At 63.4% G+C, this 15,973-nt stretch carries 14 protein-coding genes and 2 pseudogenes; 8 read left to right on the top strand and 8 right to left on the bottom strand.

All coding sequences use genetic code 11. The annotated features are described in order from the left end of the window. Positions 1 to 17: 17 nt before the first annotated feature. Both FJ936_RS02125 and FJ936_RS02120 read right to left on the bottom strand, forming a co-directional pair. Positions 18 to 941, bottom strand: a complete 924-nt coding sequence (locus FJ936_RS02125; RefSeq protein WP_140786973.1) for a DMT family transporter — start codon at positions 939 to 941, stop codon at positions 18 to 20. Positions 942 to 1,049: 108 nt separating this feature from the next. Further along, positions 1,050 to 2,330 carry an amidohydrolase family protein gene (locus FJ936_RS02120; protein WP_140786971.1) on the bottom strand — a complete coding sequence of 427 codons (1,281 nt, stop codon included), beginning with the start codon at positions 2,328 to 2,330 and terminating at the stop codon, positions 1,050 to 1,052. Positions 2,331 to 2,481: 151 nt separating this feature from the next. On the opposite strand from FJ936_RS02120, the gene FJ936_RS02115 reads away from it, so the two are divergent. Then, positions 2,482 to 4,236, top strand: a complete 1,755-nt coding sequence (locus FJ936_RS02115) for an ABC transporter ATP-binding protein (protein WP_140786969.1) — start codon at positions 2,482 to 2,484, stop codon at positions 4,234 to 4,236. A 76-nt stretch (positions 4,237 to 4,312) separates the two neighbouring features. On the opposite strand, the gene ilvD is transcribed toward FJ936_RS02115, so the two are convergent. Further along, positions 4,313 to 6,157 carry a dihydroxy-acid dehydratase gene (gene ilvD, locus FJ936_RS02110; RefSeq protein WP_140723177.1) on the bottom strand — a complete coding sequence of 615 codons (1,845 nt, stop codon included), beginning with the start codon at positions 6,155 to 6,157 and terminating at the stop codon, positions 4,313 to 4,315. 268 nt (positions 6,158 to 6,425) lie between these two features. Here ilvD and FJ936_RS02105 point away from each other — a divergent pair, with 268 nt between their 5' ends. After that, a complete protein-coding gene (locus FJ936_RS02105) occupies positions 6,426 to 6,896 on the top strand; it encodes a VOC family protein (protein ID WP_015314150.1) in 471 nt (156 codons plus the stop codon). 88 nt (positions 6,897 to 6,984) lie between these two features. On the opposite strand, the gene FJ936_RS02100 is transcribed toward FJ936_RS02105, so the two are convergent. Next, a complete protein-coding gene (locus tag FJ936_RS02100; protein WP_140614886.1) occupies positions 6,985 to 8,577 on the bottom strand; it encodes a peptide chain release factor 3 in 1,593 nt (530 codons plus the stop codon). Positions 8,578 to 8,737: 160 nt separating this feature from the next. Continuing rightward, positions 8,738 to 8,860, bottom strand: a pseudogene (locus FJ936_RS02095) (alpha/beta fold hydrolase); the annotation flags it as partial. Between the two features lie 99 nt (positions 8,861 to 8,959). Here FJ936_RS02095 and FJ936_RS02090 point away from each other — a divergent pair. Beyond that, the gene (locus FJ936_RS02090; RefSeq protein WP_140614887.1) at positions 8,960 to 10,033 is read left to right on the top strand and encodes an FAD-binding oxidoreductase; all 1,074 of its coding nucleotides are present in this window, start codon (positions 8,960 to 8,962) and stop codon (positions 10,031 to 10,033) included. A 330-nt stretch (positions 10,034 to 10,363) separates the two neighbouring features. On the opposite strand, the gene FJ936_RS02075 is transcribed toward FJ936_RS02090, so the two are convergent. Together FJ936_RS02075 and FJ936_RS02070 are read right to left on the bottom strand one after the other, a co-directional pair. After that, positions 10,364 to 11,164, bottom strand: a complete 801-nt coding sequence (locus tag FJ936_RS02075; protein ID WP_140786967.1) for a class II glutamine amidotransferase — start codon at positions 11,162 to 11,164, stop codon at positions 10,364 to 10,366. A 15-nt stretch (positions 11,165 to 11,179) separates the two neighbouring features. Then, positions 11,180 to 11,428 carry a DUF6356 family protein gene (locus FJ936_RS02070; protein WP_015314154.1) on the bottom strand — a complete coding sequence of 83 codons (249 nt, stop codon included), beginning with the start codon at positions 11,426 to 11,428 and terminating at the stop codon, positions 11,180 to 11,182. 114 nt (positions 11,429 to 11,542) lie between these two features. Here FJ936_RS02070 and FJ936_RS02065 point away from each other — a divergent pair, with 114 nt between their 5' ends. From FJ936_RS02065 to FJ936_RS02045, 5 genes and pseudogenes are all read left to right on the top strand, one after another. After that, a complete protein-coding gene (locus tag FJ936_RS02065; RefSeq protein ID WP_140660549.1) occupies positions 11,543 to 12,013 on the top strand; it encodes an Lrp/AsnC family transcriptional regulator in 471 nt (156 codons plus the stop codon). A gap of 85 nt (positions 12,014 to 12,098) precedes the next feature. Further along, complete coding sequence (dut, locus tag FJ936_RS02060) at positions 12,099 to 12,584, top strand: dUTP diphosphatase (RefSeq protein WP_140723192.1); 486 nt, start codon at positions 12,099 to 12,101, stop codon at positions 12,582 to 12,584. A 55-nt stretch (positions 12,585 to 12,639) separates the two neighbouring features. Next, a pseudogene (locus tag FJ936_RS02055) lies at positions 12,640 to 13,078 on the top strand (HAD-IA family hydrolase). Positions 13,079 to 13,418: 340 nt separating this feature from the next. After that, entirely contained in the window at positions 13,419 to 14,222 is an 804-nt protein-coding gene (locus tag FJ936_RS02050; protein ID WP_140786961.1) for an oxaloacetate decarboxylase, read from the top strand. A 15-nt stretch (positions 14,223 to 14,237) separates the two neighbouring features. Next, a complete protein-coding gene (locus FJ936_RS02045) occupies positions 14,238 to 15,236 on the top strand; it encodes a proline racemase family protein (RefSeq protein WP_140786959.1) in 999 nt (332 codons plus the stop codon). On the opposite strand, the gene FJ936_RS02040 is transcribed toward FJ936_RS02045, so the two are convergent. Then, positions 15,228 to 15,953 (bottom strand): sulfate transporter family protein, encoded by a 726-nt coding sequence (locus FJ936_RS02040; RefSeq protein ID WP_140786957.1) that lies wholly within the window; start codon positions 15,951 to 15,953, stop codon positions 15,228 to 15,230. The two genes, FJ936_RS02045 and FJ936_RS02040, sit on opposite strands and share 9 nt — an antisense overlap. Positions 15,954 to 15,973 lie beyond the last annotated feature (20 nt).

The raw sequence follows: 15,973 nt of genomic DNA, 5'->3' as shown, positions 1-15,973 counted from the left end.
CACCAGAAATCTGGCCCCTAGTTCACACCTTTCGGCACGTTCTCCGGCGGCACCGTGGTGTCTACCACCTTCTGGCGGTGGAAGATGAACAGGCCGGCCACGACGATGATGCCCGAGCCGATCAGGATGCGCGGACCGGGAACGTCGCCGAAGAACACCAGCCCGAACACCACCGCCCACAAGAGCAGCGTGTAGTGCAGCGGCGCCAGCGTCGAGGCCGGCGCCAGTTTCAGCGCCCTGGTGATCATCAGATGCGCCCCGCAGGAAACGATGCCGAGCAGCAGCATGGCGCCGAAATCAAGCGCAGACGGCGTCTTCCAGGCCCCGATGGTGAGGGCGCCGCCGACCGCCAGCGTGCCGATCGTCTGCCATGTCACCAGATTGGTGTCGCTGGTGCCGCGCAGGCGCCGGTTGAGGATGATGGCGAAGGCGAAGGCAAGGCTGCCGACAAGTGCGAAACTCGATGACAGCGAAAACGCGGCAGAGGACGGTTTCAGCATGATCACCACACCGCAGAAGCCGAGCAGGATCGCCACCCAGCGGCGCCAGCCGACCTTTTCGCCAAGCAGGAAATGTGACAGCGCCGCCACATAGATCGGCCCGGCCATGTAGAAGCTCATCACATCGGCAAGCGGCAGGTAGACGACGGCGGCGTAGAACAAGGCGGTGTCCAGTGTCGTCGCCACCACGCGCAGGATCTGCAACCCTGGCCGCTCCAGCTGGAACAGTCTGCCGGCGCCCTGGTTGGCGATCATCGGACCCAGCACGAAGAAAGCGCCGATCGAGCGGATGAGCACAACCTGGCCGACGGAGAAACTGGCCACCAGCCACTTGCCCATCGCATCATTGAGCGCAAACAGGAAGTCGCCGGCCAGCATCAGCAGGATGCCGGCCAGGAGGACATTCTTGATTGTGGAATTCCGCGCCACGGGTTGCGTCATGCCTGCCCCGATTCCTCCCTCGCCCGAGCCGCGTCGTAGACGGAAGCGCCGGCTTTGACGAGGAGAAATCGGGAAATAGGTAAGACCAGCTTCGGGAATCGGCTGCATCTAGGTGGATATGTGCCTGCGATTCACCTGCGACGGCCTGCCGGAGATCGAAAGCCTGGTATCCTGCGTCGTCCGCTCCGCCACCACCTTGCCCCTGGCAATGACGCAGATGCGCTCGGCGCGCAGGCGCAGAGCCTCGATCGGATTGCCGGCATCGAGGATCACCAGGCTGGCGCGCTTGCCGACGCCGAGGCCGAGATGGTCGAGGCCCATGATCGCGGCATTGACGTTGGTGACCATGTCGAAGCAGCGCGCCATGTCGGCGGGGCTCGACATCTGGGCGACATGCAGGCCCATGAAGGCGACGTCGAGCATGTCGGCGGTGCCCAGCGAATACCAGGGATCGAGCACGCAATCCTGACCCCAGCCGACACGGATGCCCAGCGCCAGCATCTCCTTGACCCGCGTCATGCCACGCCGCTTCGGGAATGTGTCGTGGCGGCCCTGCAGCATGATGTTGATCAGCGGATTGGGGATCGCGGAAACGCCGGCTTCGGCGATCAGCGGCAGAAGCTTTGAGACGTAGTAATTGTCCATCGAATGCATCGAGGTGAGGTGCGAACCGGCCACCCTACCCTGCAGGCCGAGGCGCTGCGCTTCATAGGCGAGCTGTTCGATGTGGCGCGACAGCGGGTCGTCGGTCTCGTCGCAATGCAGGTCGACCATGAGCCCGCGTTTTGCCGCGATCTCACACAGTTCGGTAACCGAGCGTGTGCCGTCGGCCATGGTGCGCTCGAAATGCGGAATGCCGCCGACGATGTCGACGCCAATGTCCAGCGCGCGAATGGTGTTTTTTCGTGCCGTCGGCGAGCGATAGAAGCCGTCCTGCGGGAAGGCCACCAATTGCAGATCGATATAGGGTGCGACGATTTTCTTGACCTCCAGCAGCGCCTCGACGGCCAGCAGCCGGTCGTCGCAGACGTCGACATGGGTTCGGATGGCGAGCAGCCCCATCGACACCGCCCAGTCGCAATAGGCGAGCGCCCGGTCACGCACGGCCTCGTGCGTCAGGAGCGGCTTCAGTTCGCCCCATAGCGCTATGCCTTCGAGCAGCGTGCCCGACGCGTTGATGCGCGGAAGACCGTAGGACAGCGTGGCATCCATGTGGAAATGCGGATCGACGAAGGGCGGTGACACCAGATTGCCATGGGCGTCGACCTCGGTCCGCGCGGAACCGTCGAGCTTCGGCTCGATCGCGGCGATCGTCTCGCCGCTGATGCCGATGTCGGCGATGCCGCCATCCGGAAGCGTGCCGCCGCGCACAATAAGATCGAAATCCATCTGTCATCATCCTGCTTGAAGAATCACTGCCGCATCGTGTCTCAAAAGACACCCCGCCGCAGCGGTTTCTTTCCATGGCGGCGAAAGGTTCCCTCCGGCGGCATCTCCCTCTATAAGCCGCCTTCGTCATCCCGGCATCAAGGATCAGCCGTTGTTTCGCTTCTTCCGCTCGACGGAGAACCAGCGCCTCGTCGCAAGGCTGCTCCGGGAATCGTTCCGGCAACACAGGGCCGGCTACGCCGCCGCCATCCTGTCGATGCTCGTGGTGGCCGGCATGACGGCCGCCAGTGCCTGGATCCTGCGTGAAATCACCAATGAATTCGTCATCGATAAACGGGTCGACCGCGTCAATATGATCGCCGTGGCGGTCGCCGGGATCTTCATCGTCAAGGGCATCGCCAATTTCGTCCAGGCCTATTTCATGAGCCGCGTCGGCAACGCCATCATCGCCGAACGGCAGCGCAAGATCTATGACCGCATCCTGGCGCAAGGCATCGAATTCTACCATTCGACCTCGTCGTCCGACCTGATCACCCGCATGACCAACAATGCCCAGGCGGCGCGCAACGTGCTCGACCTCATCGTCACTTCCTACGTGCGCGATCTGGTGACGCTGGCTGCCCTGATTGGGGTCATGGTCTGGCAGCAGCCGGCGCTGTCGCTGATCTGCTTCGTCGTCGGTCCGTTGGCCATCTATGGCGTCAACCGCATCCTGAAGCGCGTGCGCAAGTTCGCCGCCATGGAGTTCCGCTCGGTCGGCCAGATCGTGCAGGTGATGCAGGAAACCGCGATCGGCGTGCGCGTGGTCAAATCCTTCAACCTCGAGGGCCTGATGCGCAAACGCATGTACAGGGCGGTGGCGGACGTCGAGGAGCGGGCCAACAACATCGCCGCGCTGGAAGCGGTGACCAATCCGGTGATGGAAACGCTGGCCGGCCTGGCGATCGCCGGCGCGGTCATGGTCAGCGGCTTGCTGGTCCTGCAGGGCGGCCAGATGCCTGGCAATATCATGGCCTTCATCGCCGCGCTGCTGCTTGCCTATGAGCCGGCAAAGCGCCTCGCGCGGGTGCGCATATCGCTGGAAAGCGGCATTGTCGGCGTGCGCATGATGTTCGAGCTCGCCGACCAGCCGCTGACATTAGCCGAGAAGCCGGATGCGAAGCCGCTTCGGGCCGGACCGGGCGAGATCCGGTTCGATGCCGTCAGCTTCGCCTATCAGAACGGTCCGCCGGTGTTGGACCGGTTCGACCTGACCCTGGCGCCCGGCAAGATGACGGCGCTGGTCGGCCCCTCCGGCGGCGGCAAGTCGACGATCCTGAACCTCATCATGCGCATGTATGACCCGAAGAGCGGCAGGGTGCTGCTTGACGGCCAGGATATTTCCCATGCCACGCTCGCCTCGCTCAGGGAAAAGATCGCCTATGTCAGCCAGGATACGTTCCTGTTTGCCGGCACGATCATGCACAACATCCGGCTTGGGCGCGAGGACGCGACCGACGACGAGGTGATCGCCGCGGCCAGGGCTGCCAACGCCCATGACTTCATCGTCGCGCAGGCGAAAGGCTACGAGACGGATGTCGGTGAGAATGGCGGCCTCTTGTCGGGCGGCCAGCGCCAGCGCATCTCGATCGCGCGCGCCATGCTGCGCAATGCCGAAATCCTGCTGCTGGACGAGGCAACCAGTGCGCTCGACGCCGAGTCGGAAGCGCTGTTCCGCGACGCGCTGCAACAGCTGACGGAAGGGCGCACCACAATCGTCATCGCACACCGCCTCTCGACCGTGCACCAGGCCGACACGATCGTGGTGCTGGAAGCCGGCAAGGTGGTGGAAAGCGGGCCGCACAAGATGCTGCTCGGGCAAGGCGGGCTTTACCAGAAGCTGTATGAATATCAGCTGATGCCTTAATGTGGAGCGGCGCAAGTCGAGGACAGGTAGTCCTGCGGAGTTTGTGCCGCAGCGCCTGCCTGACGAGATTCGAACTTTACTCCGGCACGTGCCTCACCGCCCCCTTGTCGGCGCTGGTGGCGAAGGCGGCGTAGGCGCGCAGCGCCGTCGTCACCTTGCGCTTGCGCTTTTCCTGCGGCTTCCAGGCGTCCGCGCCCCTGGCCTCCATCGCCGCCCGGCGCGCATCGAGTTCCGCGTCATCGACGGCAAGGCGAATGGTGCGGTTCGGGATATCGATCTCGATCGTATCGCCCTCCTGCACCAGCCCGATCAGCCCGCCTTCCGCCGCTTCCGGCGAAGCATGGCCGATGGACAGGCCCGAGGTGCCGCCGGAGAAGCGCCCATCGGTGACCAGCGCGCAGGCCTTGCCGAGGCCTTTCGACTTCAGATAACTGGTGGGATAGAGCATCTCCTGCATGCCGGGGCCGCCGCGCGGACCCTCATAGCGGATGACGACGACGTCACCAGCCTTGATCTCATTGGCAAGGATCGCCTTGACCGAAGCGTCCTGGCTTTCGAAGACGCGAGCCGGTCCGGTGAATTTCAGGATCGATTCGTCGACGCCGGCTGTCTTCACGATACAGCCGTCGAGCGCCAGATTGCCTTTCAGGACGGCAAGGCCGCCGTCTTTCGAGAAAGGCGTATTGGCCGAGCGGATGACGCCTGTCTCGCGGTTCATGTCGAGCTCGTCCCAGCGGCGGTCCTGGCTGAAGGCGACCTGCGTCGGCACGCCGCCGGGCGCGGCGAGGAAGAAGTCGCGCACATTCTGGCTCGAGGTGCGCGAAATATCCCAATGGTCGAGCGCCTCGCCGAGGCTCGCCGTATGCACGGTCGGCAGGTCGCGGTTGAGCAACCCGGCATTGTCGAGCTGGCCAAGGATCGCCATGATGCCGCCGGCGCGGTGGACGTCTTCCATGTGGACGTCGGACTTGGCCGGCGCCACCTTGCACAGGACCGGCACCCGCCGCGACAGCCGGTCGATGTCTTCCATGGTGAAATCGACCTCGCCCTCATGCGCGGCGGCCAGAATGTGCAGCACGGTGTTGGTGGAGCCGCCCATGGCGATATCGAGCGTCATGGCATTCTCGAAGGCGCCCTTCGAGGCAATGCTGCGCGGCAATGCACTCTCGTCATCCTGCTCGTAATAGCGCTGGGCGAGATCGACGATGAGATGGCCGGCCTCGACGAACAGGCGCTTGCGGTCCGCATGCGTGGCCAGCGTCGAGCCGTTCCCGGGCAGCGACAGGCCCAGCGCCTCGGTCAGGCAGTTCATGGAATTGGCGGTGAACATGCCCGAACAGGAACCGCAGGTCGGGCAGGCCGAGCGCTCGATGACCTTGACGTCCTCGTCGGAGATCTTGTCGTCGGCGGCCGCAACCATGGCATCGACGAGGTCGAGCGCCTGCGTCTTGCCGGCCAGCACAACCTTGCCGGCTTCCATCGGGCCGCCGGAGACGAAGACGGTCGGGATGTTGAGGCGCAATGAGGCCATCAGCATGCCGGGCGTGATCTTGTCGCAATTGGAAATGCAGACCATGGCGTCGGCACAGTGCGCATTGACCATGTATTCAACGGAATCGGCGATCAGCTCGCGCGACGGCAGCGAATAGAGCATGCCGTCATGGCCCATGGCGATGCCGTCGTCGACGGCGATGGTGTTGAATTCCTTGGCGACACCGCCTGCCTTCTCGATCTCGCGCGCCACCAGTTGGCCGAGGTCCTTCAGATGGACATGGCCCGGCACGAATTGGGTGAAGGAGTTGACCACCGCAATGATTGGCTTGCCGAAATCGCTGTCCTTCATGCCAGTAGCGCGCCACAGGCCGCGGGCGCCGGCCATGTTGCGGCCATGGGTGGTGGTGCGGGAGCGATAGGCGGGCATGAATTTTCCTTGGCTGTCTGGCTGCGCTCGATGCGGAGCGTGGCGGCGCTGAATTTTGATCGCAGGGTTTATAGACCGCCAAGTATGGTCTGGCCACATTTTTGCAATGCGCCAGGTTCTCCTGAAAAAACGAGCGTCTCAGAAAAATTCGATGTCTATGTCGGGTCGGGCGTATCAGGGCCGTCCTTGGGCAGACGGCAAGAAATGGCACCATTCTCGGAGTCAGCCGTTTCACTTGTAACAGCAGGAAGCAACCTAGGAGCACGACATGCAAAAGATCACCACCTGCCTGTGGTTCGACGGCCGGGCAGAAGAGGCGATGAATTTCTACGTCTCCATCTTCAAGAATTCGAAGGTTACGAGCGTTCTGCGTTGGCCCGAGGGTCACGCCGATGCGGGCAAAGTGCTGATGACCACGTTCGAGCTCGACGGCGTGCCGTTCCAGGCGCTCAATGGCGGACCGCAATTCAAGTTCAACGAGGCGATGTCACAGTCGATCGACTGCAAGACGCAGGAAGAGGTCGACTACTTCTGGGAGAAGCTTATCGAAGGTGGCGGCGAACCTTCGCAATGCAGCTGGCTAAAGGACAAATTCGGTGTGTCTTGGCAGGTCGTGCCGGAGCAGCTGCCGCGCCTGCTTCTGGATCCGGACAGGGCCAAGGCCGGCCGGGTGATGTCGGCAATGATGCAGATGAGCAAGATCGATATCGCTGAGATCGAAGCGGCGGCCAAGGGGTGATCATAAGAGTAGAGTAGTGAGTAGTTGCTAGTGAGTAGTGCGATGGGAGAACGAGGCGTACCTACTCACTACTCACTACTCACTAGAATCACGCCGCCTTGTCTCGCACCTGATAATCCTTGATCGTGGCGAAGCGGATCGCCTTCCAGCGTTCGGCTTCGTAGTTCAGCGAGAAGGCATGCTGGGCGAGGAAGACCGGGTCGTTGTCGAGGTCGCGGGCGATGTCGCCGCGATGCGCCTCGATGAAGCGAAGCACCTCGCCCTTGTCGTCGGCCGATATCCAGCGGCAGATGGAAAAGCGCGACATCTCGAATTCGACCGGCAGCGTATATTCGAAGTTCAGCCGCTCTTTGAGCACATCGAGCTGGAGGGCGCCGACGACACCGACGATGGCCGGCGAGCCGTCTTCCGGCGAGAACAGCTGGACGACGCCCTCCTCTGCCATCTGGTGCAGCGCTTCCTTGAGCTTTTTCGCCTTCATCGCGTCGCCGAGACGGACGCGACGCAGGATTTCCGGGGCGAAGTTGGGCACGCCGCGAAACAGGATTTCCTCGCCTTCGGTCAACGTGTCGCCGATGCGCAGCGTGCCGTGGTTCGGAATGCCGACGACATCGCCGGCAAACGCCTCGTCGGCGGTGACGCGGGTGCGGGCAAAGAAGAATTGCGGCGCCGAGAGTGACATCGGCTTGCCGGTGCGCACCAGCTTGGCCTTCATGCCGCGCTCGAGCTTGCCCGAGCAGACGCGCACGAAGGCGATGCGGTCGCGGTGATTGGGATCCATGTTGGCCTGGATCTTGAAGACGAAGGAAGTCATTTTCTCCTCCGTCGCCTCGATAGTGCGGGTATCGGCCTCCTGCGCGCGCGGCGGCGGGCCAAAGGCGCCAAGCGCCTCGATCAGGTCGCGCACGCCATAATTGCGCAGCGCCGAGCCGAAATAGACCGGCGTCAGATGGCCCTCGCGAAAGGCCTCGATGTCGAGCGGACGGCAGGCTTCTCGCGCGAGCTCGAGTTCCTCGATGAAGGCCTCGCGCTCGTTTTCCGGCAGAAGGCCGGCAACGCGGTTGGAATCGGGACCGTTGACGGGGGTGCGTTCCTTCTCGTCATCGCCCTTGCGCACGGCGTTCAGCGCCAGGTGATAGGTACCGGAGAAGGTCTTGCCACGGCCGATCGGCCAGGTGATGGGCGCTGTGTCCAGCGCCAGCTTCTGCTCGATCTCGTCCAAAATCTCGAACGGATCGCGGCTTTCACGGTCCATCTTGTTGACGAAGGTGATGATCGGGATGTCGCGCAGCCGGCAGACCTCGAACAATTTCAGCGTGCGCGGCTCGATGCCCTTGGCGGCGTCGATGACCATGACGGCCGAGTCGACCGCCGACAGCGTGCGATAGGTATCGTCGGCGAAGTCCTCGTGGCCCGGCGTGTCGAGCAGGTTGAAGACGTTGTCCTCATATTCGAAGGTCATCACCGAGGTGACGACCGAAATGCCGCGCTCGCGCTCGATCTTCATCCAGTCGGACCGGGTCTGGATACGGTCCTTCTTGGCCTTCACCTCGCCGGCAAGCTGGATGGCGCCGCCGAACAAAAGCAGCTTTTCGGTCAGCGTCGTCTTGCCGGCGTCGGGGTGGGCGATGATCGCGAAAGTGCGGCGGCGCGCCACTTCCTCTGGGATAGTTTCGGGCATTCTCTTGGGATTTCCGTGTGACAGGCCGGGCTTCTAGCAGCGCAGCGCCGGGCTGTCGACCGGTCCGGCGGCGTGAACACCGCCGGTTGCGGGGCTTGCTTCAGGCTGGCTCGTTCAAGCGGCCTGCCTGAACGACCCCCGGAAGCCATCCGGCATGGCACTGCCGCGCCGCGAGATGAAAGGCAAGGGCCGTGCCCCAATCCTGGGCGACCAGCACCATGTCCTGGATGCCGAGCGCGTCGAGGAAGGCATCGAGATAGCGCACATGGTCGAAGAAGCGATGATGTCAAGATGCATAATTTTGCGCTGCCAATGTTGGCAACGGGCCGCCGGAATGGCACTGGGATGAACCGTCCCCCAATCACGAGGCAAAGGAGCGACCATGACCGAGGCGAAACAAGTGATCGTCATCGGCGCCGGCATCATCGGCGCTTCCATCGCCTGGCATCTGACCATTGCGGGCGCGCAGGTGACGGTCATTGCCGAAAGCGAACGCGGCGGCGTGGCGACCCCTAACTCGTTTGCCTGGATCAACGCAAGCTGGGGTAACCCGGAGCCGTATTTCCGGCTGCGCACCCGCGCCATGGCTGAGTGGGCTCGCCTAGCGCGGGACCTGCCCGGCCTGCCGCTCAATTGGTGCGGCGGCCTGTGCTGGGATCTGCCGGCGGCCGACATGGAGACCTATGCAGCGGAGCATTCTGAGTGGGGCTACGGAATCGAGCGCGTCGACCGCGGCGAGGTGGCGCTCATCGAACCCAATCTCACCGAGCTTCCCGATTTCGCCCTGCATGTCGCAGAAGAGGGTGTCGCCGAGCCTGTCGCGGCCACCAAGGCACTGCTGGCCGATGCCGAACGGCGCGGCGCGCGAATCCTCTTCAGCACGGTGACGGCGCTTGTCCAAAGCGTCGGCAAGGTCACCGGCGTGGACACATCGCATGGACTGTTTGCCGCCGACGAGGTGGTGATCGCGGCCGGCGTGGGTTCGCCAGACATTGCCGCGACCGCTGGCATCAACCTGCCGATCGAGACACCGCCCGGGTTGATCGTCCACTCGCGGCCTTACAAGAAACTGCTCAACGGGCTGGTGCTGGCCGAGCGCCTGCACATGCGTCAGACCGCCGAGGGTCGAATCATCGCCGGCTCGGATTTCGGCGGCGCCGATCCCGGCATGGACGCCGAAGCCACGGCGCGTGAATTGTTCGCGGCCATGAAGGCCATGCTGCGCGACAGCGACGGGCTGGAGCTGGATTTCCACACCGTTGGCTACCGGCCGACACCGATCGACGGCTTTCCGATCATCGGCCGCGCCAAAGGCAAGGAGGGTGTCTATATCGCGGTCATGCATTCCGGCATCACTCTGGCGCCAGCCATCGGTCTGTTCGCCACGCGCGAAATTCTTGATGGCAAGCGCGACACGCTGCTGGCGCCCTATGGATTGGATCGCTTCGCTCAATAGCCGGGCGGACGGCGAAAGCCGCTGGTCAAGGGCATCATCGCCCTGGCGATGCCGAGCAGCCGCGCCTCCGACCAGCGTTTGCCGACCATTGCAAGCCGATCATCACGCTGCACGCCATGATTGAGGTCGTCACTCTACGGCGCCCCCTTTGTCCTGCCGGACATCTCCCCCACGGGTGGGGAGATTGGCAGTTTTCGGCGCTTCGCTCTGTCCTGCAACGCTGGGGATTGGCGAAAGCCATTGAGGCATCCGATCTCCCCCTTGTCGGGGAGATGTCCGGCAGGACAGAGGGGGGCGCTGTCCCGCGACGTTACTCAATGCGACGAAAGCCTATCCAACCAGCGCCAGTTTTGCCGCGACCGGAGCGAATGGATGTATGTCGATGCCATCCCTGGTCATGGTGACGAAGCTCGATGGCGGAATCGCCTGCCAGTCGCCGCCCTCGCGATCGAAGGGTTCGGAGACGATGCAGCGGCCGGCCCCTTTGCGGAAAATGGACGTGTAAAGCGTCGGAGCCTGGCCATCGGTGGCATAGCGCACCGCATACAATGCCTGTCCGTCGCAGAAGGCGGCGGTCAGTTTCAGCGCCGGCTCGAGACCGGCACGACGCGAGGCTTCCAGCACCCGGCTGGTGGCGCGCGAGACGGCGCCTTGCGGGTCGGCCGAAAGACCCTCGTCGATCATGAGCAGAAAAAAGAGTTCGGAATCGGTGGTGCCTTCGCGCTGGTCGAAAACGGCGTCGGACAGCGAGTTCTCCAGCGCGCGGCGGATTTTTTCGAAACCGCCGATCTGGCCGTTATGCATGAACGACCAGCGTTCTGAGATGAACGGATGGCAGTTCATGCGGCTGGTGGCGCTGCCGGTCGAGGCCCTGACATGGGCGAGGAACAGGCTGGACTTGATCTGCCGGCACAGGCTTTTCAGATTGGGATCGGACCAGGCCGGCAGGATATCGCGGTAGAGGCCGGGTTCTGGCCTCTCGCCATACCAGGCAAGGCCGAAGCCGTCGCCATTGGTGGGCGATTTCGCTTCCTGGGCGCAATGGCTCTGGGCGATCAGCGAGTGACAGGGCGCCGTGAGGATGTCTTCGAGAAAGACCGCTTCACCGAGATAGGCCGCCCACCGGCACATCGCTTCTGTCTTCCTCTAGGCGCGATCCGGAAGAGCAGCGGGCTCGTTGATCGCGTGCGTGCCTCTGTTGTGCGTCCGCTCGTAGAGCTCGCGAATGATTCGGCTGGCGGTAGTCTCGAAGAGAAATGGCAAGAAAGCGTGAACAAAAGCTGCTCCCGCCGCCATCAGCAGGCGCGAGGAAAACCAGGCGGCGAAGGCCATATGGCTGAAATAGGTTTCGCCGACCTTGGCCGGATGAGAGGTGAAAATCCTTGCGACCGACATGCTGTTTCCCCTTCAGCGCTTTTCGTTTCGATATGAGTATCCTGACACGCCTCACCGGTTCATTGGTCCCAAAATATCCTTGTATTTTGCTATTCCATGGGACAAACATCCCACATGAGCTTTGGCATTGACGAAATTGATCGAAAACTGCTCGCCGAATTGCAACGTGACGGCACGCTGTCCGTCGACCAGCTGTCGGAGCGCGTGGCCTTGTCGCGCAATGCCTGCTGGCGTCGCGTCAAGCGGCTGGAGGAAGATGGCGTCATCACCGGCCGCGTGGCGCTGGTCGATGCCGAGAAGCTCGGGCTGGGCCTTTCGGTGTTCATCCTGATCCGCACATCCAATCACGACCCCGACTGGCTGCAGAAGTTCCGGGCGGCGGTGACCGGTCTTTCCGAGATCATCGGGGTCTACCGGATGTCCGGTGATCTCGACTATGTGCTGCGCGCCCGCGTCGCCGACGTGAAAGCCTATGACCGGCTCTACCAGCGGCTCATCGCCAAGGTGGCTTTATCCGATGTCTCCGCCTCCTTCGTCATGGAGGAGATCAAGGAGACGACGGTGGTTCCTATGGAACTCCGCTAGGCCACAGTGATGCCTGAAAGAAAGCCGTTGATAGCGCCGCGGTCGAGTTGACCGAATCGACATTCGCGCCGATAGGATCGATTTTATGCGCGCAGCCCTTCAAACACCTTCCGTCATCGGTCCCACCGTCGGCTTCGTCAGGTTGCCGCATGGCGAGGGACTTCCGCTTCCCGCCTATGAAAGCGCCGGCGCCGCCGGCATGGATTTGCGCGCGGCGGTGCCTGAAGACCGGCCGCTTCTGATCCTGCCGGGCAAGCGCGCCTTGGTAGCGACGGGGCTGATCCTGGAAATTCCCGAAGGCATGGAAGGCCAGGTGCGGCCCCGCTCGGGCCTTGCCTTCAAACACGGCCTTACCGTCCTCAATTCACCGGGCACGGTCGACAGCGATTATCGCGGCGAGGTGAAGGTGCTGCTGGTCAATCTCGGCGACGAGGATTTCGCGGTGACGCGCGGGATGCGCATTGCCCAGATCGTTTTCGCCGCGGTGACGCAGGTGGCGGTTGAAGAGCGTTCGCTGGCCGGCGGCACGGCGCGTGGCTCGGGCGGATTCGGATCGACCGGCACCGCCTGATGCCTGGGCTGTGTTTCGGCACAGTGAACCGTTTTGCCGGGTAGACTGATCTAACATGACTGAAACACGCCCCCTGCCAAAGCTCGTCATCTTCGACTGCGACGGGATCCTGGTCGATACCGAGAACCTCGCCAACCGGCGCCTGGCCGAATGGCTGAGCGACGCCGGTTTTCCAACGACCTTCGCACATAACGCTTGGCCAGACCGGTCTGTTGCCGCTGTTCGAACATGCCATGTTCAGCGCCACCATGGTGTCGCGCGGCAAGCCGTTCCCCGACCTGTTCCTGCATGCGGCCAAAACGATGGGCTTCCCGCCCGCCGACTGCATCGTCATCGAAGACAGCGTCGCCGGCACGCAGGCTGGCATCGCCGCCGGCATGCGCGTGTTCTCCTATCATGGCGACCCCCATTCGGACCGCGACGGCTTGATCCAGGCCGGCGGCATCCTGTTCGACGACATGCGCGAACTCGCCGGGCTGGTGCCGATCCACTGATCCGCTGCACTGGACGCCACGAAGCGCTGTGCTACCTTCCGCGCGCCCGACAATGGGGCGCCGCCATGCCAACGTACCTGCTTCGCTTCATCCTCACCTGGGGTGCTGCTGCGGCTTTGGGGATGGCGGCCTCTGCACAAGCCGTCAGCTTCCCTGACCTCGGCAGCGCGCTGCCCGTCACAAGGATGCCACCTCCGTGCCTGTCGAGATGCGCCACATCGACGCTTTCGAGAAATTGGCAGCAGAGAACGAGAAACGCTTCTGAACCAACCGCATTCGTTTGCCCGGCCGCAAACAGCGCGGTAGCATCCGCCCCAATACTCGTTATGGGGGAGCATTCATGGACAAGGGCAAGATTTTTCGCGACCTGCATGCCTCGACCTTCGTCATGCCCAATCCCTGGGATCCGGGCACGACGAAGCTGCTCGGATCCTTCGGCTTCAAGGCACTGGCCACCACCAGCGCCGGCTTTGCCTTTTCGCGCGGCCTGCCGGATGGGGCCGTGACCTTCGACCAGATGATCCATCATTGCCGCGAGGTGACGGGCGCGACCGACCTGCCGGTCTCGGCCGACCTCGAGAAGGGCAAGGGGGACAGCGCCGAGCAGGCCGCCGAAACCATTTTCGCGGCGGAAGCGGCCGGGCTTGCCGGCTGCTCGATCGAGGATCACACCGGCGATCCTGAAAAACCCATCTACCAGTTTTCGCACGCGGTCGAGCGCGTCGCCGCAGCGGTGGAGGCGGCGCGGGCGCTGAAGCGCGACTTTGTCTTCACGGCGCGGGCCGAGAATTTCCTCTGGGGCAAGTCCGATCTCGACGACACGATCAAGCGGCTGCAGGCGTTCGAAAAAGCCGGCGCCGACGTGCTCTATGCACCTGGTATCGGCGATGTCGAGATGGTGCGGACCTTGTGTTCGTCGGTCGGCAAGCCGGTCAATGTCATGGCGAGGCCCGGCTTCACCATCGCCGACCTCGCCATGGCCGGTGCCAAGCGGATTTCGCTTGGGCCATGGCTGACCAATTTCGCCTACGGCATGCTGGAGACGGCGGCGCGCGAGATCCAGCAGGACGGCACGTTCGGCTTCACCCGCGCCGCCATGCCGTTCGGCAAGCTGCAGGCGCTGTTCGGCAAATCCCAGGGCTAGGATGGGTTCGGCCGCATGAACCTTACCGTTGTCGACATGCATACGGGTGGCGAGCCGCTACGGATCGTCACGGGCGGTTATCCCGCTATCCCCAAGGGCACCATTCTTGAGAAGCGCGCCTATGTGCGGGACCATCTCGACCATTTGCGCAAGTTGCTGATCTTCGAGCCGCGCGGCCACTATGACATGTATGGCGCTTTGCTGGTCGAGCCCGATTTGCCCGGCGCCGACCTCGCGGTGCTGTTCATGCACAATGAGGGCTATTCGACCATGTGCGGCCACGCCATCGTTGCGCTCGGCCGCTACGCCGTCGATCAAGGGCTGGTTGCGAAGCAGGAGCCGTTCACCACCGTGAACATCGAGGCGCCGTGCGGCCTGGTCGTCGCCTCGGTCGCGGTCAGCGATGGCAAGGCCGGCGCGGTGTCGTTCGAGAGCGTGCCGGCCTTCCTGTTCGCCGGCGATCGACAGATCGAGCTGCCGGGCTATGGCAAGATCGGTTTCGACATCGCCTATGGCGGCGCCTTTTACGCGCTGGCCGACTGTCATCAATTCGGGCTGGAGTTCGGCCACGACCGCCTGCGCGATTTCGTCGATGCGGCAACCGCGCTGACGAACCGGCTGAAGGCCGAGTTTCCGCTGTCGCATCCCGATCATGATGACCTCGCCTTCCTCTATGGCACCATCCTGACGGATGGAAAGGACGCTTTTTCCGGAGAGGCCACCAGGAATGTCTGCGTCTTCGCCGAGGCGGAGGTCGACCGCTCGCCAACCGGTTCCGGCGTCACCGCCCGGCTGGCGGCCATGCATGCCAAGGGCGAGATCGCCGTGGGGCAGACGCGAACGTTCGAGAGCATCGCCGGCTCACGCTTTTCCGGTGCGGTGGCGCGAACAGCGCAGGCCGGCCCGCATGAAGCGATCGTCGCCCGCGTCGGCGGCCGTGCCTATTATTCCGGACGAGCCGAATTCATTGTCGAGCCGGACGACGAGTTGGGGCGGGGATTTCTGCTACGCTGAAGAGATTTGGCGCCGCGAGGCGCGCGCGACTTCCCGTGCCGAGATCGCCTTGTGTAGGTGCACCATCATGGCGGCGGCGAAGAGCGGCGTCAGCAGGTTGAGCAGCGGCACGGCGAGGAAGGCCGCGACAACCAGCCCGGAGAGAAACACCGTACCGGCATACTGCCTGCGCAGGGCCCGGGCCTCTTCTTCCCCGCGAAAGCGCATGGCGGCGAATTCGAAGAATTCGCGTCCGAGCAGGTAGCCGTTGACGATGAAGAAGGCGGCGATGTTGATGCCCGGCACCAGCAGGAGCATCAGCGCCACGACGTTGCCCAGGATGACGACGCCGAAGAATTTTATCGCCAGCACCAGCGAGCGCAATACCGGCATGGCGCGTCCGGCTGGGTCGCCGGGATAATCGGTGCGCTCGACCACTTCGGCCACATCGTCGAGGAACAGGCCGGCGATCACCGCCGTGACTGGCGCGATCAGAAGCGCCATGCCGAAGGCCAGCGCGATGGCCGCGACGATGCCGCCCAACCAGCCGGCCCAGGACGGCATGCCGGGCAACAATGTTTGCAGCCACGGCAGGGCAAGCCATTCGACAAGGCTGGTCAAGCCGAACCACAGGGCGACCAACGCCAGCAGGGTCAGGCCGAGCGTCTTGATGAACACGGCGCGAAACGGAGGCGAGAGCAGCTCAAGGGCCGCAGTGCGGGCAGCGTCGAAAATCACGTGCTTCACCCCCAGGTCAG

Source organism: Mesorhizobium sp. B2-4-13 (assembly GCF_006658535.1).
In the GTDB taxonomy this organism is placed as follows: Bacteria; Pseudomonadota; Alphaproteobacteria; order Rhizobiales; family Rhizobiaceae; genus Mesorhizobium; species Mesorhizobium australicum.
Note: the sequence above shows the minus strand (reverse complement) of the source record. Positions and strands in the feature narration are given on the sequence as shown.

Coding starts and splice junctions, on each gene's coding strand:
- FJ936_RS02105 (WP_015314150.1), top strand. CDS start 6,426: ATGCAAAAGATCACCACCTGCCTGTGGTTCGACGGCCGGGCAGAAGAG.
- FJ936_RS02070 (WP_015314154.1), bottom strand. CDS start 11,428: ATGTCGGTCGCAAGGATTTTCACCTCTCATCCGGCCAAGGTCGGCGAA.
- FJ936_RS02090 (WP_140614887.1), top strand. CDS start 8,960: ATGACCGAGGCGAAACAAGTGATCGTCATCGGCGCCGGCATCATCGGC.
- FJ936_RS02065 (WP_140660549.1), top strand. CDS start 11,543: ATGAGCTTTGGCATTGACGAAATTGATCGAAAACTGCTCGCCGAATTG.
- FJ936_RS02120 (WP_140786971.1), bottom strand. CDS start 2,330: ATGGATTTCGATCTTATTGTGCGCGGCGGCACGCTTCCGGATGGCGGC.
- FJ936_RS02045 (WP_140786959.1), top strand. CDS start 14,238: ATGAACCTTACCGTTGTCGACATGCATACGGGTGGCGAGCCGCTACGG.
- FJ936_RS02125 (WP_140786973.1), bottom strand. CDS start 941: ATGACGCAACCCGTGGCGCGGAATTCCACAATCAAGAATGTCCTCCTG.
- FJ936_RS02050 (WP_140786961.1), top strand. CDS start 13,419: ATGGACAAGGGCAAGATTTTTCGCGACCTGCATGCCTCGACCTTCGTC.
- FJ936_RS02075 (WP_140786967.1), bottom strand. CDS start 11,164: ATGTGCCGGTGGGCGGCCTATCTCGGTGAAGCGGTCTTTCTCGAAGAC.
- dut (WP_140723192.1), top strand. CDS start 12,099: ATGCGCGCAGCCCTTCAAACACCTTCCGTCATCGGTCCCACCGTCGGC.
- ilvD (WP_140723177.1), bottom strand. CDS start 6,157: ATGCCCGCCTATCGCTCCCGCACCACCACCCATGGCCGCAACATGGCC.
- FJ936_RS02100 (WP_140614886.1), bottom strand. CDS start 8,577: ATGCCCGAAACTATCCCAGAGGAAGTGGCGCGCCGCCGCACTTTCGCG.